General features: G+C 71.5%; 28 protein-coding genes and 1 pseudogene. 9 read left to right on the plus strand and 20 right to left on the minus strand.

Translation table 11 applies throughout. The annotated features are described in order from the left end of the window. Positions 1-334: 334 nt before the first annotated feature. Together HCJ93_RS21700 and HCJ93_RS21705 are read left to right on the plus strand one after the other, a co-directional pair. Positions 335-1432 (plus strand): C40 family peptidase, encoded by a 1098-nt coding sequence (locus HCJ93_RS21700; protein ID WP_167997447.1) that lies wholly within the window; start codon positions 335-337, stop codon positions 1430-1432. A gap of 422 nt (positions 1433-1854) precedes the next feature. Then, the gene (locus HCJ93_RS21705) at positions 1855-3264 is read left to right on the plus strand and encodes a PP2C family protein-serine/threonine phosphatase (RefSeq protein ID WP_167997448.1); all 1410 of its coding nucleotides are present in this window, start codon (positions 1855-1857) and stop codon (positions 3262-3264) included. Positions 3265-3340: 76 nt separating this feature from the next. On the opposite strand, the gene HCJ93_RS21710 is transcribed toward HCJ93_RS21705, so the two are convergent. The 3 genes from HCJ93_RS21710 to HCJ93_RS21720 all read right to left on the minus strand — a co-directional run bounded on the left by HCJ93_RS21710 (position 3341) and on the right by HCJ93_RS21720 (position 5045). Then, the gene (locus tag HCJ93_RS21710) at positions 3341-3670 is read right to left on the minus strand and encodes a DUF2516 family protein (protein WP_206317782.1); all 330 of its coding nucleotides are present in this window, start codon (positions 3668-3670) and stop codon (positions 3341-3343) included. Positions 3671-3856: 186 nt separating this feature from the next. Continuing rightward, entirely contained in the window at positions 3857-4474 is a 618-nt protein-coding gene (locus tag HCJ93_RS21715; protein ID WP_167997449.1) for a hypothetical protein, read from the minus strand. A gap of 79 nt (positions 4475-4553) precedes the next feature. Continuing rightward, positions 4554-5045, minus strand: coding sequence for a helix-turn-helix domain-containing protein (locus HCJ93_RS21720; RefSeq protein ID WP_167997450.1), 492 nt, complete (start codon positions 5043-5045; stop codon positions 4554-4556). A gap of 578 nt (positions 5046-5623) precedes the next feature. Between HCJ93_RS21720 and HCJ93_RS21730 the strand changes: the two genes are divergently transcribed. The 3 genes from HCJ93_RS21730 to HCJ93_RS21740 all read left to right on the plus strand — a co-directional run bounded on the left by HCJ93_RS21730 (position 5624) and on the right by HCJ93_RS21740 (position 7566). Further along, positions 5624-6034: a VOC family protein gene (locus tag HCJ93_RS21730; RefSeq protein WP_167997451.1), complete on the plus strand. Its 411-nt coding sequence runs from the start codon at positions 5624-5626 to the stop codon at positions 6032-6034. Positions 6035-6400: 366 nt separating this feature from the next. Then, on the plus strand, positions 6401-7057 hold the full coding sequence (locus HCJ93_RS21735) for a VOC family protein (protein WP_167997452.1): 657 nt from the start codon (positions 6401-6403) through the stop codon (positions 7055-7057). Further along, complete coding sequence (locus HCJ93_RS21740) at positions 7054-7566, plus strand: pyridoxamine 5'-phosphate oxidase family protein (RefSeq protein WP_167997453.1); 513 nt, start codon at positions 7054-7056, stop codon at positions 7564-7566. The genes HCJ93_RS21735 and HCJ93_RS21740 overlap by 4 nt, the downstream gene beginning before the upstream one ends. Positions 7567-7602: 36 nt before the next feature. On the opposite strand, the pseudogene HCJ93_RS21745 reads toward HCJ93_RS21740, so the two are convergent. From HCJ93_RS21745 to HCJ93_RS21760, 4 genes and pseudogenes are all read right to left on the minus strand, one after another. Then, positions 7603-8340 (minus strand): annotated as a pseudogene (locus HCJ93_RS21745) (AAA family ATPase); the annotation flags it as partial. Between the two features lie 82 nt (positions 8341-8422). Beyond that, positions 8423-10618: an aminoglycoside phosphotransferase family protein gene (locus tag HCJ93_RS21750; protein ID WP_167997454.1), complete on the minus strand. Its 2196-nt coding sequence runs from the start codon at positions 10616-10618 to the stop codon at positions 8423-8425. A 420-nt stretch (positions 10619-11038) separates the two neighbouring features. Further along, on the minus strand, positions 11039-11758 hold the full coding sequence (locus tag HCJ93_RS21755) for an HAD family hydrolase (protein WP_373563598.1): 720 nt from the start codon (positions 11756-11758) through the stop codon (positions 11039-11041). Between the two features lie 29 nt (positions 11759-11787). Beyond that, positions 11788-12693: a winged helix-turn-helix domain-containing protein gene (locus HCJ93_RS21760; RefSeq protein WP_167997456.1), complete on the minus strand. Its 906-nt coding sequence runs from the start codon at positions 12691-12693 to the stop codon at positions 11788-11790. 194 nt (positions 12694-12887) lie between these two features. Between HCJ93_RS21760 and HCJ93_RS21765 the strand changes: the two genes are divergently transcribed. Beyond that, positions 12888-13076, plus strand: coding sequence for a hypothetical protein (locus HCJ93_RS21765; protein ID WP_167997457.1), 189 nt, complete (start codon positions 12888-12890; stop codon positions 13074-13076). Positions 13077-13113: 37 nt separating this feature from the next. Here HCJ93_RS21765 and HCJ93_RS21770 read toward each other — a convergent pair whose 3' ends face one another. Next, positions 13114-14031, minus strand: a complete 918-nt coding sequence (locus tag HCJ93_RS21770; protein ID WP_167997458.1) for a winged helix-turn-helix domain-containing protein — start codon at positions 14029-14031, stop codon at positions 13114-13116. Positions 14032-14205: 174 nt separating this feature from the next. On the opposite strand from HCJ93_RS21770, the gene HCJ93_RS21775 reads away from it, so the two are divergent. Then, positions 14206-14391 (plus strand): hypothetical protein, encoded by a 186-nt coding sequence (locus HCJ93_RS21775; RefSeq protein WP_167997459.1) that lies wholly within the window; start codon positions 14206-14208, stop codon positions 14389-14391. A gap of 237 nt (positions 14392-14628) precedes the next feature. Here the strand turns inward: HCJ93_RS21775 and HCJ93_RS21780 are convergent, their stop codons facing one another. The 3 genes from HCJ93_RS21780 to HCJ93_RS21790 form a co-directional block, all read right to left on the minus strand. After that, positions 14629-15885, minus strand: coding sequence for a GNAT family N-acetyltransferase (locus HCJ93_RS21780; RefSeq protein WP_167997460.1), 1257 nt, complete (start codon positions 15883-15885; stop codon positions 14629-14631). 150 nt (positions 15886-16035) lie between these two features. After that, entirely contained in the window at positions 16036-16992 is a 957-nt protein-coding gene (locus tag HCJ93_RS21785; protein ID WP_167997461.1) for an asparaginase, read from the minus strand. Positions 16993-17193: 201 nt separating this feature from the next. After that, the gene (locus HCJ93_RS21790) at positions 17194-17826 is read right to left on the minus strand and encodes an RsiG family protein (RefSeq protein ID WP_167997462.1); all 633 of its coding nucleotides are present in this window, start codon (positions 17824-17826) and stop codon (positions 17194-17196) included. 178 nt (positions 17827-18004) lie between these two features. Here HCJ93_RS21790 and dtd point away from each other — a divergent pair, with 178 nt between their 5' ends. After that, complete coding sequence (gene dtd / locus HCJ93_RS21795; protein WP_167997463.1) at positions 18005-18430, plus strand: D-aminoacyl-tRNA deacylase; 426 nt, start codon at positions 18005-18007, stop codon at positions 18428-18430. Positions 18431-18460: 30 nt separating this feature from the next. Here dtd and ygfZ read toward each other — a convergent pair whose 3' ends face one another. The 3 genes from ygfZ to HCJ93_RS21810 all read right to left on the minus strand — a co-directional run bounded on the left by ygfZ (position 18461) and on the right by HCJ93_RS21810 (position 20581). After that, positions 18461-19426: a CAF17-like 4Fe-4S cluster assembly/insertion protein YgfZ gene (gene ygfZ / locus HCJ93_RS21800; RefSeq protein ID WP_167997464.1), complete on the minus strand. Its 966-nt coding sequence runs from the start codon at positions 19424-19426 to the stop codon at positions 18461-18463. A gap of 10 nt (positions 19427-19436) precedes the next feature. Continuing rightward, positions 19437-19874, minus strand: coding sequence for a Fur family transcriptional regulator (locus HCJ93_RS21805; protein ID WP_167997465.1), 438 nt, complete (start codon positions 19872-19874; stop codon positions 19437-19439). 131 nt (positions 19875-20005) lie between these two features. Beyond that, positions 20006-20581, minus strand: a complete 576-nt coding sequence (locus HCJ93_RS21810) for a heme-binding beta-barrel domain-containing protein (protein WP_167997466.1) — start codon at positions 20579-20581, stop codon at positions 20006-20008. Positions 20582-20833: 252 nt separating this feature from the next. Between HCJ93_RS21810 and HCJ93_RS21815 the strand changes: the two genes are divergently transcribed. Beyond that, positions 20834-21196 (plus strand): DsrE family protein, encoded by a 363-nt coding sequence (locus HCJ93_RS21815; protein WP_167997467.1) that lies wholly within the window; start codon positions 20834-20836, stop codon positions 21194-21196. Between the two features lie 11 nt (positions 21197-21207). On the opposite strand, the gene HCJ93_RS21820 is transcribed toward HCJ93_RS21815, so the two are convergent. The 6 genes from HCJ93_RS21820 to HCJ93_RS21840 all read right to left on the minus strand — a co-directional run bounded on the left by HCJ93_RS21820 (position 21208) and on the right by HCJ93_RS21840 (position 25715). Then, entirely contained in the window at positions 21208-21480 is a 273-nt protein-coding gene (locus tag HCJ93_RS21820) for a DUF3099 domain-containing protein (protein WP_167997468.1), read from the minus strand. Between the two features lie 130 nt (positions 21481-21610). Continuing rightward, positions 21611-21898: a DUF1416 domain-containing protein gene (locus HCJ93_RS21825; protein WP_028421436.1), complete on the minus strand. Its 288-nt coding sequence runs from the start codon at positions 21896-21898 to the stop codon at positions 21611-21613. Positions 21899-21940: 42 nt separating this feature from the next. Then, a complete protein-coding gene (locus HCJ93_RS21830; protein WP_167997469.1) occupies positions 21941-22786 on the minus strand; it encodes a sulfurtransferase in 846 nt (281 codons plus the stop codon). A gap of 119 nt (positions 22787-22905) precedes the next feature. After that, positions 22906-22986: a putative leader peptide gene (locus tag HCJ93_RS30230; protein ID WP_350310325.1), complete on the minus strand. Its 81-nt coding sequence runs from the start codon at positions 22984-22986 to the stop codon at positions 22906-22908. A 258-nt stretch (positions 22987-23244) separates the two neighbouring features. Next, complete coding sequence (locus HCJ93_RS21835; RefSeq protein WP_167997470.1) at positions 23245-23985, minus strand: LmeA family phospholipid-binding protein; 741 nt, start codon at positions 23983-23985, stop codon at positions 23245-23247. 404 nt (positions 23986-24389) lie between these two features. After that, positions 24390-25715, minus strand: coding sequence for a hypothetical protein (locus HCJ93_RS21840; protein WP_167997471.1), 1326 nt, complete (start codon positions 25713-25715; stop codon positions 24390-24392). Positions 25716-25722: the final 7 nt, after the last annotated feature.

A 25722-nucleotide genomic window follows, 5' to 3' on the forward strand; every position in this document is an offset into this window, starting at 1 on the left:
GCAAGGGCCGCACACCTGCGGGTGAAGGGCGGGAACGATCTCTGTGAGTCGTTCGTCACACTCGCGGGGCGATCAGCGCTCACGGGTGTGCGAGAGGCGAACAGAGGGGCAGATACGGACGGCGGGACCGGAGATCCCGGCGAGCGGGCCGGAGGACGGCCCGGCCGCGGGCCCGGAGTGCGGGCCCGGCCGCGGGCCTGCGTGCGGGCCCGGAGTGCGGATTTGGGGTGCGGGTCCGGACAGGATGTCCTCTGTACGCGGGGCGCATCCCGTGGCAGCATCCCCTCGGTGACCAGAAGTTACTGACGGTTAATCAGTTTGGGGGACTGAGGTCATGAGGACGGGCAAGACCAGCCTGCTCACCGCGGCGATCGGCGTGGTCTGCGCGATCACCGTACTGGCGGCACCGGGGACCGCGTTCGCGGACCCGGGCCCGTCCCCGAGCGCCACCGCGAGCCCGTCCGCGAGCGCATCATCCGACGCGCCCGTCACCAACGCCCAACTCGAGGCGGTACGCAAGCGGCTCGACCGGCTCTACCGCGCCGCGGCCCGGGCCACCGAGGAGTACAACGCGGCCGAGGAGAAGGCGAAGAAGCAGAACGCCGAGATCGTCCGGCTGGCCAAGAAGATCGTCAAGGGCGAGGAGAAGCTCGCGGAGCTGAAGAAGCGCGCCGGAGCGGCCGCGGCCGCCCAGTACCGCGGCGGCGGGCTGCCGCCGGAGGCGCATCTGATGCTGAGCGACGACCCGCAGGAGTTCCTCGAGGGCACCGACCGGGTGCGCCAGGGCCAGCACGCCGCCAAGGGCCTGCTCGGCGAGATGACCCGCACCCAGAAGGACTTGAAGCGCTACGCCGAGGACGCCCGGGATCGCTGGCGCAAGCTGGAGGCGGGCCGCAAGGCCAAGGCCAAGGCGCAGAAGAAGATCGAGAAGCAGATCGCCGCGGCGGAAAAGCTCGAGTCCACCCTGGAGAAGGAGGAGCGCGAACGCCTGGCCCGGCTCGAGAAGGAGGCCGCCCGGCGCGCCCAGAGCGCCTGGCTGAGCTCCGGCATCCTCGACGACATCAAGGGCGAGGCCAGCGCGCAGGGCAAGAAGGCCGTCGCCTACGCCACCGCCCAGATCGGCAAGCCCTACCAGTGGGGCGCCGAGGGCCCGAAGGCGTACGACTGCTCCGGACTCACCTCACAGGCCTGGCTGTCGGCGGGCCGGGGCATCCCGCGCACCTCGCAGGAGCAGTGGAAGCAGCTCGAGCGGGTGGACATCCGTCAGATGCGGCCCGGCGACCTGATCATCTACCACGACGATGCGAGCCATGTGGGGATGTATGTCGGGAAGGGCACCATTGTCCATGCCCCGCGTCCGGGGCGGACGGTGACGCTCGCGGGGGCCGGCTCGATGCCGATCCTCGGTGTGGTCCGGCCGGACGCGGACTGACCGGACCGATGCCCCGGGCACCGGCCGACCGATGTGCCGGGACGCAGACGGGCCGACCGCCCGGACGCGGCCAGCCGGCCGCCCGGACGCCGGCCGGCCGCCCGCCAACGCCCCGGTGACACGGGCCACGTGACGCAGTGCACGACGATCACACCCACGAACCGGTCGAGGACGTGACGTTCGTCATCCCCGGGACGGCTCCGGCCTGTCCAACTGCGGTAGCAAACGCGGCATATGACAGTGGCCGTTGGCCGGGCGGCGTGCCTCACACCATTCCGTTGCGGTGGCGACACCCGCTATGGTCCCCGTTCGAAGGGGCATCCCCTGGCCCGTACGAACCGCAGTCGCGGCGTACGCCCGGGGAAGGGCCGCGATCCCTCGCCCCCGCCATGCCCTCGGGGGGAGGGAAGGAACCCGGATCAATGCCCGTACCCGTACCGCGGCAGAGAGCGATCCCGGCCGCGGAAGGCGGTCAGGCGCACGCCGCATCCCACAACGGCGGCACCACCCAGGTCTCCGTGGAGACCGGGGCAGGCGCCCCGCGCACGGCAGGCCCGGCCGCGAGCGACACCGACCGGGCCGGGACCGCGCCGGGGAGGGCCGAGACGACCGCCCACACCAACCTCACACTGCTGCTGATCGAGGACGACCCGGCAGGGTCCCCGATCGTGCCCGACCTGCTCGACCAGGCCGGCAAGCCGATCCGCGTCCGCACGGCCCGCAACCTCACCGAGGCCGAGCGGCTGCTGACCGACGACGTGCACTGCATCCTGCTGGACCTCGCGCTGCCCGCACCGGGCCGCACCAGGAACACCGACACCGCCGCCGACGGCAGCGGTGAGGCGGACGACCACGACGAGCTCGCCGTCCTCAAGCACGTGCTGCAGCTCGCACCCCGGCACGCCGTGCTGGCGCTGACCGCGTCCGGCGACGCGGAGCGCGGCGCGGAGGCGGTGCGCGTCGGCGCCCAGGACTACCTCTTCCGCGACGAGCTGGACGGCCGGCTGCTCAGCCGCGCCATCCGCTACGCGGTGGAGCGCAAGCGCTCCGACTCCGCGGAGCGGCGACTGGCCGAGGGCCGGATGCGCGCACAGGAGAACCGGCGTCTGGAGCGCGGCCTGCTGCCGACTCCGCTGCTGGAGGGCTCCTCGCTGCGCTTCGCCGCCCGCTACCGCCCCGGCCGCTCCCGCGCGCTGCTCGGCGGCGACTTCTACGACGTGGTGCGCACCTCGGACGGCACCGTGCACGCCATGATCGGCGACGTCTGCGGGCACGGCCCCGACGAGGCCGCCCTCGGCGTGGAGCTGCGCATCGCCTGGCGGGCGCTGACGCTGGCGGGGCTGTGCGGCGACGAGCTGCTGGGGACGCTGCAGCAGGTGCTGGAGCACGAGCGGACCAACGACGAGATCTTCGCGACCCTGTGCACGGTGGACATCGAGCCGGACGGGCGCCGGGCCGGCCTGTGCCTGGCCGGTCACCCCTCCCCGCTGCTGGCCCGCCCCGGGCTGCCCGCGCAGCTGCTCCCCTACGACAACAACGGCCCCGCCCTCGGCCTGCTGCCGGGCGCCCGCTGGCCGCGGATGCAGGTGGAGCTGGGCTCCGAGTGGAGCCTGATGCTCTACACCGACGGCCTGATCGAGGGCCGCGTCGGGGACAGCGGTGAGCGGCTGGGCCAGGACGGGATGGTCGAGATGGTGCGCCGGCAGATCGACACCGGCCTGCGCGGCGAGCAGCTGCTCCAGGCCGCGGTCAACGAGGTCAGGGAGCTCAACGGGGGCGAGCTGACCGATGACGTGGCCGTACTGCTGCTGGACCGGGCGGACGCCCGCTGAGACCGGCCGCTCGCGAGGAGCGGCGCGTCCCTCTTTGGTGGACGACCGCGGACCGGTGGCTGACCGTGGCCGCGGGTCAGCGGCCGTTGTACGGCCCGTAGGGGCCGTCGCTGCTGGAGCCCCTGGTCCTGCGGCCGCCGCCGGGCAGGCCGCGGAGGGCCGGACGGACGTCGACCATGTAGACGATGATCGCGATCAGGCCGATGATCGGCAGGAGCGACAGGATCGGGAAGATCAGGTTCACCACGAAGGCGAGCCCGAGGATGATCAGCCAGAACGGCTTGGTCTGCTTGTCGGCCGCCCGGTAGGCGTCCTCACGCCGAGTGGCCGCGTCGATCAGCGCGAAGCCGCTGAAAACGATCAGGGCCATGCTCAGCAGCCACATCAACCCCGCGAAGCCCTGCATCAGCACAACATCCACCACCCGAGTCCGCTCGTCCTTACTCGGTCACCGTACCCGCAGACGCCGGCCGGCTACCCGAAGAACGGGCCGGGCACCGCGAGAGTGCCCGGCCCGTCGTCGTCATGAGCCCATCGTCACCATGGGCCTGTCCGTCCTCACGGGCTCGCCGTCCGCACGAACCCGTGATCGTCACTTGGCCGGCGGAGCGGTCTTCTTCGCGGCCGTGCTCTTGCGGGCCGGGGCCTTCTTGGCGGCCGGCTTCTTCGCGTCGCCGTCGGCCTCCGCCGCGGCGGGCTTGGCCTCGGCCCTGGCCGCCGGCTTCGCCTCCGCCTTGACCTCGGCCTTGGGCTCCGCCTTGGGCTCGACGGCCACGGCGATGTCCTCGATGTTCTCCGCGGCCTCGCCGCGCCAGGTCTTCACGGCCTGCTCGCCGTGCTCGGCGACCTTCTCGTAGGTCTCGCGCGCCTTCACCGCGTACTCGGCGGCCACACCCACGCCACGCAGGGCGAGGTCCTGGGCGGTCTCGCCGAGCTTCTTCAGGTCGGTGTCGAGGGTGCCCAGGATCTCCTGGAGCTTGGTCTGGAGGGTCTCCTGGGTCTCCTTCACCCGGGTGGTCGCCTTCTCCTGGACCACCTTCGGGTCGGTCTTGCGCACGGCCTCGAGCCGGGCCGGGGCCTCGGTGCGCAGCTGCTCGACCAGGGCCGGCACCTTCTTGGCCTGCTGCAGTGCCAGGTCGGCGGTGCCGGCGGCGAAGTAGAGCGGCTTGGGGTCGCTGAAGGTCTTGCGCAGGTCGTCGGTGATGGCCATGGTGATGGTCCTCCCGGATATCGTTTTCGGCTGAGGGTTCGTGGTGATCCGCGGCGGGCGGCCGGTGCCCTGGACCGGCTCAGCCGGCCGTCTGCCGCGGATCGCTGTCGCTGCCGCCGCGGTCGCGGCGGCCGGCGGACGTGCCGCCCTTGCTGGTGGAGGAATCCCCCTCCTCCTGGAGCTCCGCCGCCGTCTCCGTCACCTCACCGGCCGCAGAGTCCCCGAAGCCGTTCTCCTTGCGGAACGACTCGTAGATCTGCAGGAGCACCTGCTTCTGACGCTCGGTCAGGCTCGGGTCGGCGAGGATCACGGCGCGTGTCTCGACCTCGTCCCGGTCCCGCTCGGCGTCCAGGATCCCGGCGCGGACGTACAGCGTCTCGGCGGAGATCCGCAGCGCCTTGGCGACCTGCTGCAGCACCTCCGCGCTCGGCTTGCGCAGCCCGCGCTCGATCTGGCTCAGATACGGATTGGACACGCCGGCGGCGTCGGCGAGCTGCCGCAGCGACAACTGCGCATTGCGCCGTTGCTCGCGCAGGTACTCACCGAGATTGCCGACGTTGAGCGATGCCATGCCTCCACCTTGCCCCGCATCGCTAACTTTTGCAAGCACCCTGCTTGCAAGAGTGCACCACCCGCCCGCGCGGGACATGACACCAGGCGCCGACCGCGCTCTTCTGTCCTGTCTCTGTGCTGTCCGGGCAGTCTCGGAGATCTCCGGGCATCTGAGCTGACGTCTCGGTCATCCCCGGCGTCTGCATCCGCCACGAACTCCGGGTCGGTCAGCACGTCCTCGGCGCCCGAGGAACAGTTCGATCTGTCCCGCACCCCCCGATGTCGTTCGAGCCCAGCGCAAGTACTGGCGCCTTCGCCGACATCACGGCCCGGCCCTGATCGACCTCTGCGAGGAACTCACCCGGCAGGCCGTCCTCCGTGCTGTTCTACAACGACATGCGGCACCTGCCCGCGGAACTGCGCTGGACCGGCTTCCCATCTGCACATCTGACCGAGAAGGCCGTTCGCCCGGACTTGCATGAGACCGGACAGCCGACCGCGCTCTTCCGCGCGGTTCCCCGACGCCCGGCTGTCCGGCAGCGAGGTCGGTCAGGAATCGAGAAGCGGTGCCGGTGGGAGCTGCCTAGCCTGACCGACATGGACCTCACGATTCACACCACAGCTCTCCCGCACGACGACCCGGAGGCCTCTCTCGCCTTCTACCGGGACGTGCTCGGCTTCGAGGTGCGCAGCGACGTCGGCAAGGACAGGATGCGCTGGATCGTCGTCGGCCCACCCCAGCAGCCCGGCACCTCCATCCTGCTGTCCCCGCCGGACGCCGACCCCGGCATCGCCGAGGACGAGCGCCGCACCATCCGCGAAATGATGGCCAAGGGCACCTACGGCTGGATCATGCTGGCCACGCCGAACCTCGACGAGACGTTCGAGAAGGTGCAGTCCCACGACGTGGAAGTGGTTCAGGAGCCCATGGATCAGCCCTACGGCGTGCGCGACTGCGCGTTCCGCGACCCCGCGGGCAACATGATCCGCATCCAGGAAGTCCGCTGAGCCCTGCACATCGCACCTCCCGCCCGCCTCCCGCCCGCCTGCGCGGGCGGGCGGCGGCACCCCTCCCTCGTCCACAGGAGCATTCGCAGGAGTCACGCATGTGCCAGCCCGAGTGGCGACGCGCCCGCACCGCGGCCCTCGCCGAGAGCGGCCAGGACAGCACCACGGCCCTTGCCGAAACCGGTCAGGACACGACCACGGCCCTCGCAGAGACCGGTCAGAACACCGCCGCCGGCCAGGTCACGACCGGCCGGGACGCCCTCACCCCTCCCCGGCCCCGGCCCGGACAACGGCCCCTGACCGCTCCGGCCGGACCGGTCAGGAATCAAGAAGCCCCGCCCACCCGCCGCCCCTAGCGTGAGAGCCATGACGACCATCGAATCCCTCACCCTCGAGGTGGCCGACACCGAGGCCGCCCACCGCTTCTACACCACCGCCTTCGGCCTGGACTCGCAGCTCCGGCTCCGTACCGCCCAGGCCCCCGCCTCCGGCTTCCGCGGCTTCACGCTGTCCCTCGTCGTCTCCCAGCCGGCCGACGTCAACGCCTTCTTCGACGCCGCGATCGCCGCCGGGGCCACCGCGCTGAAGCCCGCCGCCAAGTCGCTGTGGGGCTACGGCGGCGTCGTGCAGGCACCCGACGGGACCATCTGGCAGCTGGCGTCCTCGTCGAAGAAGGACACCGGACCGGCGACGCGCACCTTCGACGAGCTGGTGCTGCTGCTGGGCGTCGAGGACGTCTCGGCGAGCAAGCGCTTCTATGGCGAGCGCGGGCTGACCGTCGCCAAGGGCTTCGGCAGCAAGTACGCGGAGTTCGCCTCCGGCTCGGCCCCGGTCAAGCTGGCGCTCTACAAGCGCCGCGGCCTCGCCAAGGTCGCCGGCGTCTCCCCCGAGGGCAGCGGCTCCCACTGCCTCGCCGTCAACGGCGGCCTCGGCTCCTTCACCGACCCGGACGGCTTCGTGTGGGAGGACTCCGCCACGGCGCCGACACTCGCAGAGATCACGGAAGGGATGGGAACGAAGTGACCACGGCCGACGCGACCACCGGGACCGCCGACCCGGCGAGCACCGGCACCTCGGCACCCGCCGCCCCGCGCGACCGCGCCCAGCGCCTGCGGGACACCCGGGCCAAGCTGGAGAGTGAGACCGACCTCTGGGTGGCGACCGCCGACCCCTCCGGCGGCGGCCCCCACCTGATCCCGCTCTCCTATCACTGGGACGGCGCCGCCTTCCTCATCTCCACCCCGCGCACCTCGGTGACCAGCCGCAACCTTCTCGCCGACCGCCGGGTCCGGCTCAGCCTCGGCCCCACCCGGGACGTCGTCGTCGTCGACGCCACCGCCGAGCCGGTGGACCTCGCCGACCTCGGCTCCCAGGCCGCCGACGCCTTCGCCGCCCGCACCGGCTTCGACCCCCGCACCCTCGGCACCCCCTACCAGTACTTCCGCCTCCGCCCGCACCGCATCCAGGCCTGGCGCGAGGCCGACGAACTCCCCGGCCGCACCCTGATGCGCGACGGCACCTGGCTCACCTGACCGCCCGGGGTCACGCCGGATCAGGCAGCGACGGCATCAGAAGGGGAGAGGACGCGCCGCCACCACCTCGAGACGCGACACCGCCCGCGTCAGCACCACGTACAGCCGGTGCAGCCCCCGCTCCTCCGCCCCGGCGATCGCCGCGGGCTCCACGACCACCACATGGTCGTACTCCAGCCCCTTGGCGGCGCTCGCCGGCACCAGGCCGACCCGGGACCGAAGCTCCTCCGGACCCGCGACCGGCAGCCCGGCCCCAACCAGCACCTCCCGGAGCCCGGCCACCTCCTCGTCCGCCGCGATCACCCCGATCGAACCCTCGCGTCCCAGCGCCTCCCGCACCGCGGTCACCACCGCGTCAGGCAGCTCGCCCGGCGCGGCGACCTGCCGGATGCTCAGTTCCCCGTCCCCGCGCAGGGAACGGGGCACCGGGACGTCGGCCCCGAGCTTCCGCAGCAGCCGGTTGGCGAGCGCCAGGACGGCGCGCGGCACCCGGAACCCGGTGGTCAGCGGGATCACGGCGGCATCCGGTTTGCCCAGGTGGTGCAGCAGCGCGGGCCGGGAGCGCGCGGCCCAGGGGGTGGTGCCCTGCGCCAGGTCGCCCAGTACGGTCAGCGAGCCGAAGACGGAGCGGCGGGCGACAGCCGGGCACTCCATGGGCGAGAGGTCCTGTGCCTCGTCCACGACGATGTGGCCGTATCCGGCGGGATGTTCGAGGAGCCCCGCCACCTCACGGCCGCGCCGCGCTGCCACGGAGGGCCAGGTCGCCGGGTCCCACAGCCCGTCGGAGTGCTCGGCCCGGGGTCGGAGAGGATGTCGGATCGCCCGCCGGGCCCGGCATCGGTCGTCTGACTTCTTCTCAGGCCGAGGTCCGGGCGACGTGAGGGTTCACCGTCGAGCGGACCGGCAGGCCGAGGAAACCGGTGGCCACCGCCAGGGTCACGGCGTAGGAGTCCACCGCGCGCTGGACGTTGGGGGCGTCCATGCCCGCACCCGTGACGATGCGGTCCAGGTCGATGTAGGCGGAGCGGACGATCTCCAGCGAGCGGTACAGCTGCCAGTCCTTGCGCCAGTCGCGGGTGTACTCGGAGGGCAACCGGCGCTCCCACCGGCGGAACATGCGGTCGCGGATCTCGGGCCGGGTGGGGGTGAGGTGCATGTGGCGGACCAGGTCGTAGAGCGGGTCGCCGACCAGGGCCATCTCCCAGTCGATGATGGTCAGCGCCAAGGCGTCGTCCCGGCGGATCAGATTCCACGGGTTGAGATCACCGTGCAGCAGGGACGGCACGCGCGGGCTGACTTCGTGGCGGGAGAGGATCTGGCGCAGGCGCCCGGCCTCCGGCAGTCCCAGGTGCCGGGCCAGTTGCTGTGATCTCTTGGGCAGCTCTGCGACCAGTGCGACCAGCTGGTCCGTCAGCCAGTGGAAGAAGTTGCCGTTCTCCGACAGCACCCCGCCCACCGGGTCGACCTGACGATGGTCCACCGCGGTCAGAGCACACAGCTGGTCGACAAGGCCGTCGGCCTCGTGCGGCAGGAGACCGTGCACCGGATGGTTCGGAGGGCGCCCGATGTCCCCCGGCCCCATGTAGGTGTGGATGGCGAAGGATTCCCTCGGATGGCTCTTGCCGAGGGCCAGAGCTCTGGGTGCCGCCACGGCCACGCGCGTCTTCTCGATGGCCCTGAGGACGGCGTGCTCACTGAGGAAGCCGGGCTCACGGCGGCAGGCCTCCGGCAGCCTGCGCCGGATGACCACCGGATCCTGGAACCCAGGGACCCGCACCACGGTGTTGAGGTGCGCGGTTCCCTTGAACACGTGTCCGGCCGGAGCCGCGCCCTCCCTCTTCAGGGCCTCGCGCACGGCCGTCTCAGGGAAGTCACCCGACAGGGGCAGGCGCCCATCGGGCACCCAGGCGGTGGCCTTGGCGACCAGATCCGTGGGGTGCCTGCGGCCGGTGCGAGAGGCGAGCCAGCGGAACAGCGCGCCCTCGATCTCCTTCTCCCCCGGTACGCGCCTCAGCCGCAGCGGATCGGCCGCCGCCTCCAGAGCCCTGCGCACCTCCGCGGTGGCCTGGTCAAGGCTCTTCTGCGTGAAGGAGTCCTCCAGTGAACGCGCCGCCCGCATCACATCGGGGAACACGGACTGCGCCCGCTCGAAGGCGAGGTAGTGCCAGAGGTCCTTGTTCAGGCCGGCGACGGCGGAGGGCCGAACCTCCTGCATCGCCTCCGCCCACGCGGCGACCACTTCGAGCTGCTGGTGGTCCGGGTACCGCATCCGCACCAGATGCGTGGCCAGCTCGTGCAGCGGATCGCCGTAGGTGGCCAGCTCCCAGTCGACGCAGATCAGCGGCTGCTCCCCCGCGCAGACGATCAAGTTGTCCCGGTGCAGGTCGGCGTGGAGAAGGCTGTACGGCCGCCTGGCCATGGCCGGGACCCGGGCGGCGAACTCGGCGAGGGCGTCCTCCGGAATGCCGAGGGCGGCGAACAGGCCGCCGAACGCGGCCCGATTGGGCTGTCTGATCTGCTGGTCCGCCAGATGGGCCAGGGTCCGCAGAAAGCCGCGGCTGTCGGTGTCGTTCCGCGGCCAGATCCGCGGCAGCGGCGGAAGGGCACCCCTGCGCACCTGAGACATCTGGGCGAGCAGCCGTGCCAGCGCCCGGATGTGCATCGTGTCGAGTGGCTTACCGTTTCCGCAGATGCTGGAGAGGGCCACGCCCTCGACGTAGCTGTTGATGCTGAAGCCGTCACCCCGGACCAGGCACCGCGGTACGTGCGGCAGGACGCCCTCGACGGCCCGGAGGATCACCGCCTCGTCCTGCCAGGTCCGGATGACGACCGGGAGGGCCTCCGGACGGCGTACCCGTACCGTCACCGACGTGCCGGGCTCACGGCCGAGCAGCCGGGCCACCCGTTCGGTCAGCGGAACGAAGTAGTTCTCGTGGTGATGCCCGTTGGCCGGCACCCCGGAGTCGGCGGCCCGCCGTGCGAAGTCCCGGTAGCAGTCGCCAGGCCTGGCGCGTTCCCCGGCGAAGGGGCGGGGAAGAGGTGGTGCGCCCACGGGCCGCTCCGGGAGGTGCGAGAGGAGTCACGATCGACGGTACGCATGCAACCGGACGTGCGCCCGGCGGAGTGGTGCACACGAGGCTGCTACGGGCGTAGTGTCACCCGATCGCCTGACGTCTCGTATGCCCGTTCCGAGTGCGCCGGCGGGCCCTTTGTGAGGAGTGCCGGAGCAACTGTTCATACGGACGAGAGCGGGCATGCGCTCATTGGTGCGCAGATGCTACAGCACCCCCAGCCGCCTCAGCCGACTCGTCCGGCAGCCGCATCCGAATCGACCCGAACGCTCCGGCGAACGGGTGTCCTTCAGGTCGTCCTTGGCCCGGAGGGCAGGGCCGCGGCACCTGGGTGGGCTACGCCGTCGGCGCCGCCTTGCTGTTCCTCTGGCTGATGGTCCAGGCGTAGCGGCCGCCGCCGGTCAGTCCGGCGCCCGCACCACCTCCAGCACCGCCTCCAGTGACCCGACCACCGCCTCCGCCCCCGCCTCCCGCAGCGGCTTGTCCTTGCGTTCGTTGCGGGCGTAGCCGAGGAAGCTGACGCCGGCCGAGCGGGCCGCGTGGAGGTCGGAGGGGCTGTCGCCGATCATCAGGGCGGAGGCGGGGGCGGCGCCGAGCGCGTTGAGGGCGCGGTTGATGCAGTGCGGGTGGGGTTTGAGGTGGTGGAGTTCCTGGGTGCGGCCGTAGATGTGCGGGGCGAAGCAGGCGAGGAGGCCGCGGCCCTCGAGGTAGGTGCGGCTGACGCGCGGGGAGTTGTTGGTGGTGATGGCCAGGCGGACCCCGCGTGCGGCCCAGGTGCGGATGAGCGGGTCGGCCCAGGCGGTGGGCATCGCCGACGCCGCCGCGAGCAGCTCCTCCTTGGTGAGCCGCTCCTCCAGTTCGGCGACCAGGTCGCTGCCGGGGTGGCGCCGGTCGACGGCGCGCAGGACGACGTGCGGGTCCAGGGACTCGCGTTCCTTCTCGGTGAGCAGGCCGTGCAGCCCGTTGCCCTCCAGCCACTCGACGAGCTCTCTCGCCACCCGTTCCGCCGAGTGGCGGGCGAACAGGCGGCAGATCGGCCCGTCGAAGTCCCACAGCACGACGCGCGCACGCGTGATCAGATCCCGCAGCGCGTTCGGCTCCATTTCGGTCTCGGCCGTCACCGGATCAGTCTGCGTCGTCTCAGAAGTCACTAGGAGAGTGTCAGGTCCGACGTGATGGTTTCCCAGAGGGCATCGAACCACTTCTGGGATTCCTCCACGAACGCCGCGTCCCGGGGCCCGGCCTGCCTGACGAAGGAGAACAGCAGGGACTTGGAGCCGAGCACGTCGTACATGTCCAGGGTCCGGCTTCCCCACTCCTCCTCGCGGCGCACCAGCATGTAGTAGCCGAGCAGCGCCTCTTCCTGGTTGAGCAGGTAGAGCTTGTTGGGCGGGGTGAAGGGCAGGGCTCGGAAGCGGACCTGGACGTCGATGCCGTGGGTGGAGCGGAAGGCGCGCAGGTTGTGGTCCAGGACCTGGGCCTGGGCGTTGCGCATCTGCAGCCAGCGCTCGTGCACGGGGTCGGGTACGGGGTCCGGCCCCGCCTCGGCCTCGCCGGCGTCCTGCTCGGCCAGGACGGGGAAGGCGAGATTGATCTTGCGGGAGGGCAGGAGGACCCGGAAATCGATCGACTCCGGTCGGATGCGGCCCTCGTGGATCAGGCGGAGGGGCTCGCCCAGGGCCAGCATCAGGGTCTCGGAGGTGTGGCAGACGACGTCGACCCGGACGTGGGGCGCGGAGAAGGCCTCCGTCAGCCGGGGGGCCAGCGCGACCATGGTGGGCCGGGGTTCCTCGCGGGCCGGCGGTGGTTCGGCGATGCGCGGGGGGCTTCCCTTGCTCACGTTGCTGAGCAGGCCGTCCTGCTGGAGGGCGCGCAGTGCCTGGCGCACGGTGCCGCGCTCCACGCCGAACTCCTCGGCGAGTTCGGCCTGGGTGGGCAGGCGGTCGCCCGCCTTCAGCTCGCCGGTGCGGATGCGTTCGCGCAGGATGTCGGCGATCTCCTGGGGCGAGAGCCTCCTGCTGCCGTTCACTGCGACGTTGTCCTGGGCCACGACCAAACGCTACAACTTAGATCCATCTATGGGGAGTTGTTTGCGAGTTGTTTATGAGTAGTCGCCAAGTGGGCACAACTTAGAGCAAGTTGGCTACCAACTTGATGAAGTTGGCGGAGGGTTTGCTTCCGAAAGCCGGCAGACGCTTCCGAAGACCGCCAAGGGTCGTGAAGGCCTCCGCAGGCCCCGAAGGAGGAACCGTGCCCGTCCTCGCCCTCGTCTCCGCCGTCCTGGTCATCACCGTCGAGCAGCTCGTCGCCTGGCAGTACGGCGTCACCGGCATCGTCGGCCTGCTGCTGCTCACCATAGGCCTCAAGGCCAACAGCCCCGGCGTCAGCTCGACAGGAGCGGTCCTGCTGGCTCTGCTCCTGTCGAGGCCGGCCCTATGAGCCGAGGCAGTCGCAGGTCAGCAAGGTGTGGGAGACGTCAGGCCTGGAGCACCAGCTCCGAACTGATCGTCTCCCACAGCGCGTTGAACCACAGGTGCGACTGCTCCACGAACGTGGTGTCGCGCAGGGAGGCGCCCTGCTCGAAGGCGAAGAGCAGGGACTGGACGCCCTCGGCGTCGTACATCTCCAGCCGCTCCTGGCCGATCTCCGCCTCCCGGCGGGAGAGCGTGTAGTACGCGAACAGCGCCTCGGCGCCATTGAGCAGGTACAGCTTCACCGGCGGGGTGAAGGGCAGGGCACGGAAGCTGACCCGGACGTCGATGCCGTGAGTGGCGCGCAGCGCGAGGAGGTTGTGCTTCAGCACCTGGCCCTGCGCGTTGCGCTGGACCAGCCAGCGCTGGTGGACGGTGTCGGTCTCGTCCCGGTGGCGGCCGTCCACCGGAACGGGGAAGGCGAGGTCGATGGTGCGGCTGGGCAGCAGGATCCGGACGTCGATCTTGGCCGGTTTCAGTCGCCCGGCGTGGATCTGGCGCAGCGGCTCGCCGAGGGCCAGGTTGAGCGAGATGGCGGTGAGGCAGACGGCGTCCACCTCCACCTGCTCGGCCGCGAAGGCGGCGGCGACGCGCGGGGCGAGGCCCACCATCGTGGGCACCGGGGAGGCGGCGGGGCCGGTCAGCGCGCGGCCGAGGTCGGCGGCGACCTTCGCGGGCGCCCCCTTGGAGACCTGGGTGAGCAGGTGCTCGGAATGCAGGATGCCCAGCGCACGGCGCACCACACCCCGTTCCACGCCGAACTCCTCGGCCAGCTGGGCCTGTGTGGGCATGCGCTCGCCGGCTCGCAGCACTCCGGACCTGATCCGGGCGCGCAGCTCCTCGGCCACCTCACGGTGTGTCCGCCGTGGCCGCTGTGGCCTCTTCCGTCCATTGACGGAGGCGTGTTCCGGCTCCACAACCAAACACTACAACTTCCCGCCATCTTTGGGCAGTTCAGTGAGAGGTGGTTATGAGTCGCTTCCAAGTGGAGATAACCATCACAGAGTTGGTCACCAACTTCAGCAACATGGTCAAACTTTCGAGCGGTTGGCCATCAGGGTGACGGTTGGGGACCACCGAGTCCAAGGGGGACCGCCATGCCGCTTGTCGCCATCGTCCTCGCCGCCCTGGCCATCGGATTCGAGCAGTTCATCGAGTGGAAGTACGGCCCGATGGGCATCATCGCGTTCGTCGCCCTCGCGGTGGGCCTCAAAGCCCGCAACACCCTGATCAGCGGCATCGGCGCGGTCATCCTCGTGATGCTGCTCGCCCAGCCCGGCTGAGGCATCGGCCCGGCCGGAGGCGCCGGGCCGGCGCCCGAGGGCACCCACAGACGTCTGGCCGGACTCCCTTCCGGAGGGGAGCCGGGAGACCGGCCAGTCGGCACCACCGCACAACAACCACAACCACAACCGACAGACACAACTGAACAGCTCGCTACGGATGAGCGCCCATTCGCCGTCGTCGGAAGGAGGTCGGCCGGAAGCAGGCAGTACCCGTCCAGCGCGCGTACCGCGCGCTCAGAACACGTCCGGGCACCACGGTCGCCTGGAGGTACGCAGCAGGGCGTCGGCCTGACGGGCGGCGCCCGCTCGTTCTTCCCGCACCCGCCCCGCGGCCGCCAGCCGCACCGCCGACTCGTCCCCGAGCCACAGCGACGCCAACTCGCCGATCTCCAGGCTGAGCTCGGCGCTCGCATCGGTGGGCGTGCACGAACCGGTGCCGTCCTCGGACGCCTCCAGCCGGTAGCGGCCGCCGGTCAGCCCGCCGCGGTCGGTCACCTCCAGCACCAGCGACCCGGCCGCCTCGTAGGTGCGCGCCTCCAGCGCCCGTACGACGTCCAGGATCCGCACCCACAGCCAGTCCGCCTGGGTGGTGATGGCGGCGGCCCGGGCGTCCGGCAGGAAGAGGGGAAGCAGGTCGTCGGGGGCGCGGCCGCCGCTCTTCACCGTCACCACCCAGTCGATCGAGCACAGGTAGCGCCACAGCGCGCGCTCGGCGGCCGGGGTCACCGCGACCAGCCAGCGCACCCGCACGGTGTTCTGCGGCTGCTTGGCGTCGCCCCAGTGGTCCTCGATCTTGTAGGAGACCATGCCCTCGACCTCGCCGGAGGCCGAGCGGTACACCGCGTAGAACGGCTCCTGCCAGGCTCCGTGGATGCGCAGCACACCGGTGTCCTGCTGCCACCACAGCTCGTCCCGGTCGACGACGCCGGGCCGGATGCGGCGCAGCCGGTCGTGCAGCTCGGGGCCCAGCTTGCGCACCTCCTCCGGGTCGAGGAAGTCGACCCGGCCGCCGTCCTGAGGTCCTGCCCAGCGGGCGTCGAGCCCGGAGCGGGGCACGTCGATCGTCCACTCGGTCGTGGTGGTGGCCGGGCCGAAGCCGTAGCGGCCGTAGATCGGGTACTCGGCGGAGATCAGCGTCGCCACCACGTCACCGCGTTCCTTCGCCGCGGCCAGGTCCTGCCGCATCATGCGGCTGAGCAGGCCGCGGCGGCGGTGGGTGGCGGAGACGGTGACGCTGGAGACCGCGTCGGCGGGCACGGCCCGGCCGCCGACCGCGGTCAGCTCCTGCGCGAAGGAACGGAACGTCGCCACACACCGGCCGGAGTCGAAGGCGCCGACCAGCCGGCAGGCGGCGAACGCCTTGCGCCGCGCCTCGAGAACCTCGTCGGAGCTGTGCGGCTCCCGCAGGAACCCGGTGTTCAGGGCGCGGTTCCAGTCCGCGAACTCGGTCTCGCCGACGGGACGTACGTCGATGTCTGCGCGGGGGGTCATGGGCTCACGGTAGGTCGCACACCGGTGCGGTGTCGCGCGGATTTGCCGCGGCTCCCGCAGCGGGGGCCACCGCTGCCCCCGCTGCCGCGACTCCCGTGACGGCGCCTCTCCGGGCGGCGGCCCCGTGGCGCGTGCGTCCCCGGCCGCGGCTCAGAAGACCGCCCGGATCTCACCCACCTCACGCCCGCCGCCCAGCAGCGGCGCCCGGCCGATCCGGTCCAGCACGGGCGCGTCCGCGCCCAGCAGCCGCAGCGCCCGGGCCAGCACCGGACCCAGGGTCCGTACCGCCCCGTCCTCCACCTTGAACGCCAGCGCGCGGCCGTCCGGCAGGGCGACCGCCTGGACCGCCTCGGCGCCCACCTTGGACAGGGCGCCCGGGATCTCCCGCATCAGCCAGGTGTCGGCACGGCGGGTGCCGGCGACGTACTCGGGGTGGGCGCGCATCGCGTCGGCGACCCGGCGTTCCGGCGTGCCGGGTGCGGCGAGAACGAAGGAGCGGTAGGCGCGGGCGAGGCCGGTGAGGCTGATGGCCAGGAGCGGGGCGCCGCAGCCGTCGACGCCGGTGGCTGCCACCTGCTCACCCGCGGCCTCCTCCACAGAGCTGTGGATGATCCGCTGCAGCGGGTGTCCGGGGTCGAGGTAGCTCTCCAGCGGCCAGTCGCGCCGCACACAGGTGGCCAGCATCGCGGTGTGCTTGCCGGAGCAGTCCATGGTCACCCGGCTGCGGCTGCCGCCGGCCGCGAGGCAGGTCTCCCGCTCCTCGGCGTCCAGCGGCAGATCCGGCGGGCAGCCCAGCTGCTCCTCGGTCAGCCCGTGCTCGGCGAGCATCGTGCGGACCAGGTCGCGGTGGAAGCTCTCGCCGGAGTGGCTGGCCGCGGCCAGCGCCAGCCGCTCCCCCGACAGACCGAGCCCCGCCCGGAGCATTCCGGCCGCCTGCATCGGCTTGTTGCAGGAGCGCGGGAACACCGGTGCCGTCACCTCGCCGAGCGCCAGCCGCACCGAACCGTCCGCGTCCAGCAGCACCAGGCTGCCCCGGTGCCGGCCCTCCACGAACCCCGAGCGGACCACCTCGGTGAGCACCGGCGGTGCCGCGGCGGAGCCGGACATCGGCAGCGGGGAGCCGGCGGATGCCGGAGACGCGGGGGACGCTGAGGATGCTGAGGATGCTGACGGGAAGGCTGCGGACATCGGCGGTGGCCTCCGGACGGAAGGACGACGGACGGCGAAGCCCGCCCCTACGGGGAGCCCGGGATCGCCGGGTCGGCTCCCGCCGCGGACGACGTCAGACGAGCAGGTCGTCGACCCACGTCAGACGAGCAGGTCGTCGACCTGGGCTTCTCCCTCACGGTACCGTCGGGCGATCTCCGCGCTGCAGTCGTCGGCGGTGCGCTGCAGCCGCTGCCGGCGCCGCGACACCTGCTGCTCGTACCGCACCAGCCGGCCCATCGCCGCGTGCAGCTCCCCGTCGGTGCGGGCGCTCAGGTCGGACAGCTCGACCTCGCCGAGCATGTCGGCGGCCAGCCGCCGGTACTCCTCGCTCTGCGGGGTGCCGAGCGTGACGTGGCGGGCGGAGGAGCGCTGCCGGGCCGGGGTGTCCCGCAGGATCTCCGGCAGCCGCTCGACCACGGACGCCTCGGCCGGTGCGGCCACCGACGCCGAGCCCACCGGCGCCCGCCGGGTCAGTTCGGCGCGGAGGATGTCGATACGGCCCTGCAGCAGCCGCCGTACATAGCTCAGGTCCGCCTCGTCGCGCTGGGCGTCCCGGCGCAGCGTGCGCAGCTCGCTCAGGCTGAGCACGCTCAGATCGTGCTCGGGCGGCTCCTGCGGCAGCTCGGGGCTGTCCGTGCGCTGGGTGGGCGGACGGTGGAACTCCCGTTCGCCCGCGCTCCCCTGGGTCAACGAGACAGCCCCAGGCGGCTGCCCGGTACCTGGTGTGCTCATGTGCCTCTACCGTCCCCTCGACCGGCGTGTGCCAAGCATCGTGCCACCCCACGTGGGCGCCATGTGACCGAGTGGTCCCGATCAGCCCCAGATGGGGGTTAAGGAGTAAAAATAGCCCGACCGGGGCGATGCCCCGACCCGGCTCGGGAGCCTGTTCGCCGAACGGCATGATGGTCGTATGCGAGCAGTGGTGCAGAGGGTGGACGGCGCGAGTGTCGTCGTGGACGGAGAGACGGTCGGGGCGATCGAGGGCGAGGGCCTGTGCGTCCTCGTCGGTGTGACCCACGAGGACACCAAGGAGAAGGCGGCGCAGCTCGCTCGCAAGCTCTGGACCATCCGGATGCTCAAGGACGAGCGGTCGTGCAGCGACATCGACGCCCCGCTGCTGGTCATCAGCCAGTTCACTCTTTACGGCGACGCCCGCAAGGGGCGCCGTCCCACCTGGAACGCCGCCGCCCCCGGCGATGTGGCCGAGCCACTGGTCGACGAGGTGGTGGCCCAGCTGCGCTCCCTGGGCGCGACGGTGGCCACGGGCCGGTTCGGCGCGCAGATGCGGGTGTCGCTGACCAACGACGGCCCGTTCACCGTGCTGCTCGAGATCTAGGACCGCCGAAGTCCCGCACGAGGACGGTTCTTACGGCTCGACGACCGTCTCCTGCGCCGCGGCCGTCTCCCCGGCGAGCAGCCGGGCGTCCACCGGGACGTTCCGCTTGACCAGGGCGAGGGCGACGGGCCCCAGCTCGTGGTGGCGTACGGACGTGGTGACGAAGCCGATCCTGCGGCCGTCGGGGCCGTCGTCGGCGAGCCGGATGTCCGTGCCCGGCGCCGGCAGATGGACCTCGCTGCCGTCCAGGTGCAGGAAGACCAGCCGGCGCGGCGGCTTGCCCAGGTTCTGCACCCGGGCGACGGTCTCCTGCCCGCGGTAGCAGCCCTTCTGCAGATGCACCGCGGTGCCGATCCAGCCCAGCTCGTGCGGGATGGTGCGGTGGTCGGTCTCGAAGCCGAGCCGCGGCCGGTGCGCCTCGACCCGCAGCGCCTCATGGGCGAGGATCCCGGCGGGCGGGCCCGCCTGCCGGGCGAAGGACTCCAGGTCCTCGCGGGGCAGGAACAGATCACGCCCGTACGGGGTCTCCCGCACGACCACGCCCTCGGGCACCTCGGTGATGGAGCCGGCCGGCAGATGGACCACCGCGATGTCGGCGGTGCGGTCGGCGATCTCCACCCGGTAGAAGAACTTCATCGACTCCAGGTACGCGATCAGCGCGTCCTGGGTGCCGGGCTCCACATGCGCCCAGACCGTCTCCCCGTCGTCGACCAGATACAGCGCGTGCTCGATGTGGCCGTGCGCGGACAGGATCAGCGCCTCGGTGGCCTGGTGGGGAGGGAGCTCGCTGACGTGCTGGGTGAGCAGCAGGTGCAGCCAGCCGAGCCGCTCAGGACCGGAGACGGTGACGACCCCGCGGTGGGACAGGTCGACGAAGCCGGTGCCGTCGGCCAGGGCGCGCTGCTCACGGAACAGGTCGCCGTAGTGGGCGGCCACGCCTTCGTCCACGCCCTCGGCGGGGACGGCGCCGGGCAGGGTCAGCAGAGGGCTCTTCATATCCGTAAGCCTACGACTCGGTAGGTGAATGCTTGAGCGAACAGTCCTGGCAGCGGCCGAAGATCGCGAAGTGCTTCATGTCGGTGTCGAAGCCGAACTCCTGCCGGAGCTTGGCGGTGAACTCGTCGGCCACGGACAGGTCCGCCTCGATCACGCTGGTGCAGTCCCGGCAGACCAGGTGGATGTGGTGGTGCCGGTCGGCCAGGTGGTAGGTCGGCGCACCGTGCCCCAGGTGCGCATGGCTGACCAGCCCCAGCTCCTCCAGGAGCTCCAGGGTCCGGTAGACGGTGGAGATGTTGACCCCCGACGCGGTCTTCCTCACTTCCGCGAGGATGTCGTCGGGGGTCGCGTGCTCCAGGGTGTCCACTGCTTCGAGGACAAGCTGGCGCTGCGGCGTCAGCCGGTAGCCGCGCTGCCTGAGGTCGCTCTTCCAGTCGGTGCTCACCACACCGGAAAGTCTAGGCGTTGCGGCGGCGGAACCTACGGGGCCGGAACGAGCCGGAACGGGACCTGACCGCTGTGGGAACGAGCCGGAGCGAGCCGGACCGGCTCGAAGCCGTGCCGGATCCGCTTGCGGGACTACTTGAAGAAGGCGATCCCGTCGTCCGGCATGTCGTCGGGCAGGGCCTTGGCCCAGCGCTCGACCTCCTCCGGGGTGACGGCCTTCTTCAGGTGGGCCGACATGTAGGGGCGCAGCGAGACCTCGGGGGTCTGCTTCTCACCGACCCACATCAGGTCGCTCTTGACGTAGCCGTACAGCCGCTTGCCGCCGCTGTAGGGGCGGGAGCCCGCGGTGCGCGCCACCGCGTCGGTGACCAGGTCGATCTGCGGCTTCTTGTCGGCGAGCTCGCCGTACCAGATCTCGATGACGCCGTCGTCGCGGGTCATCGTCACCTCGACCTTGCGGTCGGAGTCGATCCGCCAGAAGCCGTGCTCCGACTCCAGCGGTCTGACCTTGTTGCCGTCGCTGTCGAGCACCCAGGTGTGCGAGCGGTACTCCAGGAAGTCCCGCCCGTCGTGGGTGAAGGCGACCTCCTGCCCGAAGTTGCACTTCTCGGAGCCGGGGAAGTCGTGCACGCCCGCGCCGGCCCAGTGGCCCAGCAGGAAGGCGAGCGGCACAAGGTCCTTGTGCAGGTCGGACGGGATCTCGATCATGAGCAGTAGTTCCTAGCGTCGGGTCAGCGCTGGCCCTGGTACAGCTTCTTCACGGTCAGCCCGGCGAAGGCGAGCACGCCGACGGCAACCAGGACCAACAGAAGTTCGAAGAAGAGTTCCACGGGGTGCTCCTTGGGCGGGGGTGCGAAGACGTGCACAGGGCCGGCCCCCAGCTTACGCGCCCGGGATCCGGTCCTCGGTGTGAGGTGGCTCCGCCCCCGTCGCACCGCCACGCCCGCATACGATGCGGGCATGGCGAAGAAGCTCGTGATCAAGGTGACCGCCGGGGCCGATGCCCCCGAACGGTGCTCGCAGGCGTTCACGGTGGCGGCGGTGGCCGCGGCCAGCGGAGTGGACGTCTCGCTGTGGCTCACCGGGGAGTCCGCGTGGTTCGCCCTGCCGGGCCGGGCCGCCGAGTTCGAGCTGCCGCACGCCGCGCCGCTGCCGGAGCTGCTGGAGTCGGTGCTCGCGGCCGGGCGGGTCACCCTGTGCACCCAGTGCGCCGCCCGCCGGGAGATCACGGAGAAGGACGTGATCGAGGGCGTGCGGATCGCGGGCGCCCAGGTCTTCGTGCAGGAGATCATGGGGGAGGACACGCAGGCGCTCGTCTACTGACCGGCCGCCCGCTACGGGGGCGGGCCGCCCGGGCGCTTCTTCCCGTCCAGCTCGTCCCACCACTCGTCGGACTGCGGATCGCCGGAGGGGTCGTCCCACCAGCGGTCGTCGGGGCCGCGCCGGTTGGCGATCATGGCGGCGAGCGGCGGGATGACCATGGCCACCACGCACATGCCGACGGCCACGGGCACGGACCACAGCCGCACGACGCCCCAGGCCAGGACGAACAGCGCGATGCACGTGCCCATCATGGCGAAGTAGATGCGGCGCCGGCGCGCGTACATACGACCAGCGTATGCCTGCCGGCGCCGAGAACGCGGTGCGCACGCGGAAGGGCCGCACCCCGGGCGGCGTCCAGCCCACGGGGTGCGGCCCTTGCGCCGTCACCAGCCCTGACCAGGGGCTGCGTCTGTGTCAGACCGCGATCGCGACCTCGGCAAGACCGCCCTTCTGGGCGACGACCGTGCGGTCGGCGGTGGCACCGGGCACCAGCGCGCGGACGGTCCACGTGCCCTCGGCCGCGTAGAAGCGGAACTGTCCGGTGGCGGAGGTCGGGACCTCCGCGGTGAACTCACCGGTCGAGTCCAGCAGACGGACGTAGCCCGTCACCGGCTCGCCGTCGCGGGTCACCTGACCCTGGATGGTGGTCTCACCGGGCTTGATCGTCGAGGCGTCCGGGCCGCCGGCCTTCGCACCGCACATGTCTTTCTCCTGAAGGGTTCTGAAAAGGTCGGTCGGGTCGGGTCACTTGCCGGAGCCGAGCTCGATCGGCACGCCCACGAGGGAGCCGTACTCGGTCCAGGAGCCGTCGTAGTTCTTGACGTTCTCAACACCGAGCAGCTCGTGCAGCACGAACCAGGTCAGCGCGGAACGCTCACCGATGCGGCAGTAGGCGATGGTGTCCTTGGACAGGTCGACGTTCTCCTCGGCGTAGAGCTTCTTCAGCTCCTCGTCCGACTTGAAGGTGCCGTCGTCGTTGGCGTTCTTGGACCACGGGATGTTCTTCGCGCTCGGCACGTGGCCCGGACGCTGGGACTGCTCCTGCGGCAGGTGGGCCGGGGCGAGCAGCTTACCGGAGAACTCGTCGGGCGAGCGCACGTCGACCAGGTTGTGCGAGCCGATGGCGGCCACCACGTCGTCCCGGAAGGCGCGGATGGAGGTGTCCTGCGGCTTGGCCTTGTAGTCGGTCTTCGGCCGCTCCGGCACCTCGTCGCCGGGCACCAGCTCGCGGGCGTCCAGCTCCCACTTCTTGCGGCCGCCGTCGAGGAGCTTGACGTTCTCGTGGCCGTACAGCTTGAAGTACCAGTAGGCGTACGCCGCGAACCAGTTGTTGTTGCCGCCGTACAGGATCACCGTGTGGTCGTTGGCGATGCCCTTCTCCGACAGCAGCTTCTCGAAGCCGGCCTGGTCGATGAAGTCGCGGCGGACCGGGTCCTGCAGGTCCTTGGTCCAGTCGATCCGGATGGCGTTGCGGATGTGGTTCTTCTCGTAGGCGGTGGTGTCCTCGTCCACCTCGACGATGGCGATGTTCGGGTCGTCCAGGTGGTCCTGCAGCCAATCGGCGTCGACCAGTACGTCGCTGCGGCTCATGCTCTCTCCTCCGGGGCAGTTGCGGCGGGGCGTGCGTGCGAAAGGCGTGCACGGCCGTACGGGACCGGCACACGGGTGCCCTCATCCGGGCAGGGGGGAATGCGAACGTCGGCGTCCGCTCAGAAGGTGCGACAGAGCATGGCGGCGACACGGCACAGGTCTACTGCCCGCCGCTTCGTGAGATCCGCCTGTCGCTTCATGAGCCCGATCGTAGGGAGCGCGAGGCGGGCGTGTCACCGGCGTGTCGCATGTTGAGATGCGATCGTCCGGATTGCGGGACGTGGAGCGGGTCGGGCCCGGCGTCCCCGGGTCGGAGCCACCGGTGCGAGTGTCCTCACATCTGCTCAGCGGACACCGTCGTCTCATTTCCCGGACGCCGCACGTCAGCGGGGACGCTTTCGGCCGGTTCCGTTGCGTGTCGGGGCCGCGTGCGTGTCGCAGCCGCGCCGCGACGGAACCTACCCGGCCAGCCGGACCTCGGAACCCTTCACCGTGATATGCACGCCGTCCTCGCCGGCCTCGACCTTGTCGAGCTTGATGCCGCCGGGCAGGCCGTCGATCCTCTGCTGGAAGTCGGTGATCTTCCGCACCCGCGACTCGGGCAGCGAGACCGAGCCGAACTTCGGCAGCGCGTCCGCCTTCACCCGCACCGTGTCGCCGTCCACCACCTTCACCGAGCTGAGCACGAACACCGGCTCGCGCAGCTTGACACCGAACACGGTGGCCTCGACCTGGACCTTGATCTTTCCGTTGCCCCCGTCGGAGAGACCGACGACGTTGGCGGTGACGCCGGGGGCGACCTGGGTGGGCTCGGACTTGGCGGTCTTCAGCAGTTCGCCGTAGGAGATCGTGGCGCTGCCGGTGGCGCTCCGCGCGGTGGCGGAGCTGTAGTCGCCGGAGAACTCCACGCCCCTCATGTCGGCGCGCAGATCGGCGATACGGATCTTCTGGGCACCGTCACCGGTGTCCGCCTCGTAGTCCTGGATGCCGACCTCGACCTCGTCGAGGCTGCCGCTCGCCACCTGGGTGAGGAAGGGGAAGCCCTTGATGGACACATCGGGCGTGGAGGCGAGGTTCTCGCTGGACTTCAGCCGGTCTGCGGCCTCGCCCTCGGCGAAGTTGACCGCGACCCGGTCCACGATCACGAAGAGACCGCCCAGGATCACAACGACGACGAGCAGTATTCGCAGTGCGCGCATGCGGTGCTTCCCCCACCAGGCTGACCCCGACGACCGGCCGGCCGCCCAGCGTGAGGGTAACTCCGCGGGGAAGGGGCGCCGCGGAATTGTCGATCATCTGTGACAACGAACGCGCCTCACGAGCCGCCCGGAGCATCATCCGGGCGGCGATCCGATCAAAGCTCACGAGCCTCGCAAGGCACCTCTCCGCAAACCGGCGTCCCCGCCTGCAACGCCTGCAACGCCGGTCGGGAGGCGCCGCGGAGTCGCGGGCACGCTCCGGGTGGCCGGACGGGGCACCGCGAGTCGCGGACACGCCCGGGCCGCCGGCCCGGGACCGAGGGGCGATGGCACACACGTGACACGACGCAAAGGACGCGAGAGCCACGAACCCGCCCGTCCCGTCCGCCGCGCCCTCCGACCGCTCAGCCGGCGAGCCGGCCCAGCAGGTACACCGCCGGGGCCGCAGCCGTCAGCGGCAGGGCCACACCAGCGGTGAAGTGCACGAAGCGGGAGGGGTAGTCGTAGCTGGCCACCCGGTGACCGACCAGTGCGCAGACCGCCGCACCGGCACCGAGCAGCGCGCCCGGCGCCCCGCCCAGGTCCGTCACCGCACCCGCCAGCGCCCCCACGGCCGCCGCCGAGGCCGGCGCGGCCAGTACGCGGCCCGCCGCCGGCAGGGGCAGGGCCCGTGCCACGACGGCCGCCGCCACCGCGACCGCACCGGCCGTGACCGCGGCCGGGTCCGCCGCGAGATACCCGGACACGACGATCGCCAGCGCCGCCGCCGCGACCGTTGCCGTCAGCCCGTACATCCGCTCGTCCGGCTCCGCATGGGACCTCAGCTGGAGCACCAGCGAAAGGAGCACCCAGATCCCGAGCGTGCCCAGGATCGCGGCGGGCGACCGGTCCGTGGCCAGCAGCGCCACGTCTGCCACCAGCGCGCCGAGGAACCCGAGGGCGATGCCCTGCCGGGCCGGCCACATGCCGTTCAGCCGGAACCAGCCCGCGGCCGTGACGCCCTGCAGGATGACCAGGGGCACCAGCAGCGCGTACGTGCCGAGCGCCGCACCCCCGGCCAGCAGCAGGCTCAGGCCGGCGGTCAGCAGCGCGGGCTGCATCCCGGGCTCGATGATCGGCGAGCGCCCCTCGGCACGGGCCCGCTGGGCGTCGGTGATCCGGGGGTTCCCGGCGAGCGTCGCGGGACCGTACTCGGGCACGTCACCGACGACGGCAGCGGGAGCCGGAGCAGCAGCGGCCGGAGCCACCGCAGCCGCCGGGGCGGGAGCGCCGCCGGGCGGCGGGAACGCCGCCTCGCCGGGCGCGGGCATCGGTCCCGGCCGTGCGGGGTCCTGCGGCGGCAGATACGCGGTCTCCTCCGCGGCGGCCGGCGCAACCGGCGGCTGGACGGACGTCTCCCAGGTCTGCCCCTGCCACTGCTGGGTGTGCCCCTGCTCGGCGCCGGGGTCGTCGAACCCCGGCCAGGCGCCCTGCCCGTGGCCCTGACTCTGCCCTTGTCCCTGCCACGAACCGTCGCTGTGACCCTGCCCCTGCCAGGAGCCGTCACCGTGACCCTGCCCCTGCCACGAACCGTCGCTGTGACCCTGCCCCTGCCAGGAGCCGTCACCGTGACCCTGCCCCTGCCACGAGCCGTGGCTGTGGCCCTGTCCCTGCCAGGAGCCGTCGCTGTGGCCCTGGCCCTGGTAGGGCTGACCGTCGTAGCGCTGTCCCTCGTACGGCTGGTTCGTCATCGCTCCG

The organism is Streptomyces composti (assembly GCF_012034205.1).
GTDB classification, from domain to species: Bacteria; Actinomycetota; Actinomycetes; order Streptomycetales; family Streptomycetaceae; genus Streptomyces; species Streptomyces composti.

Coding starts and splice junctions, on each gene's coding strand:
- HCJ93_RS21700 (WP_167997447.1), top strand. CDS start 335: ATGAGGACGGGCAAGACCAGCCTGCTCACCGCGGCGATCGGCGTGGTC.
- HCJ93_RS21705 (WP_167997448.1), top strand. CDS start 1,855: ATGCCCGTACCCGTACCGCGGCAGAGAGCGATCCCGGCCGCGGAAGGC.
- HCJ93_RS21710 (WP_206317782.1), bottom strand. CDS start 3,670: ATGCAGGGCTTCGCGGGGTTGATGTGGCTGCTGAGCATGGCCCTGATC.
- HCJ93_RS21715 (WP_167997449.1), bottom strand. CDS start 4,474: ATGGCCATCACCGACGACCTGCGCAAGACCTTCAGCGACCCCAAGCCG.
- HCJ93_RS21720 (WP_167997450.1), bottom strand. CDS start 5,045: ATGGCATCGCTCAACGTCGGCAATCTCGGTGAGTACCTGCGCGAGCAA.
- HCJ93_RS21730 (WP_167997451.1), top strand. CDS start 5,624: ATGGACCTCACGATTCACACCACAGCTCTCCCGCACGACGACCCGGAG.
- HCJ93_RS21735 (WP_167997452.1), top strand. CDS start 6,401: ATGACGACCATCGAATCCCTCACCCTCGAGGTGGCCGACACCGAGGCC.
- HCJ93_RS21775 (WP_167997459.1), top strand. CDS start 14,206: ATGCCGCTTGTCGCCATCGTCCTCGCCGCCCTGGCCATCGGATTCGAG.
- HCJ93_RS21780 (WP_167997460.1), bottom strand. CDS start 15,885: ATGACCCCCCGCGCAGACATCGACGTACGTCCCGTCGGCGAGACCGAG.
- HCJ93_RS21785 (WP_167997461.1), bottom strand. CDS start 16,992: ATGTCCGGCTCCGCCGCGGCACCGCCGGTGCTCACCGAGGTGGTCCGC.
- HCJ93_RS21790 (WP_167997462.1), bottom strand. CDS start 17,826: ATGAGCACACCAGGTACCGGGCAGCCGCCTGGGGCTGTCTCGTTGACC.
- dtd (WP_167997463.1), top strand. CDS start 18,005: ATGCGAGCAGTGGTGCAGAGGGTGGACGGCGCGAGTGTCGTCGTGGAC.
- ygfZ (WP_167997464.1), bottom strand. CDS start 19,426: ATGAAGAGCCCTCTGCTGACCCTGCCCGGCGCCGTCCCCGCCGAGGGC.
- HCJ93_RS21810 (WP_167997466.1), bottom strand. CDS start 20,581: ATGATCGAGATCCCGTCCGACCTGCACAAGGACCTTGTGCCGCTCGCC.
- HCJ93_RS21815 (WP_167997467.1), top strand. CDS start 20,834: ATGGCGAAGAAGCTCGTGATCAAGGTGACCGCCGGGGCCGATGCCCCC.
- HCJ93_RS21820 (WP_167997468.1), bottom strand. CDS start 21,480: ATGTACGCGCGCCGGCGCCGCATCTACTTCGCCATGATGGGCACGTGC.
- HCJ93_RS21825 (WP_028421436.1), bottom strand. CDS start 21,898: ATGTGCGGTGCGAAGGCCGGCGGCCCGGACGCCTCGACGATCAAGCCC.
- HCJ93_RS21830 (WP_167997469.1), bottom strand. CDS start 22,786: ATGAGCCGCAGCGACGTACTGGTCGACGCCGATTGGCTGCAGGACCAC.
- HCJ93_RS30230 (WP_350310325.1), bottom strand. CDS start 22,986: ATGAAGCGACAGGCGGATCTCACGAAGCGGCGGGCAGTAGACCTGTGC.
- HCJ93_RS21835 (WP_167997470.1), bottom strand. CDS start 23,985: ATGCGCGCACTGCGAATACTGCTCGTCGTCGTTGTGATCCTGGGCGGT.
- HCJ93_RS21840 (WP_167997471.1), bottom strand. CDS start 25,715: ATGACGAACCAGCCGTACGAGGGACAGCGCTACGACGGTCAGCCCTAC.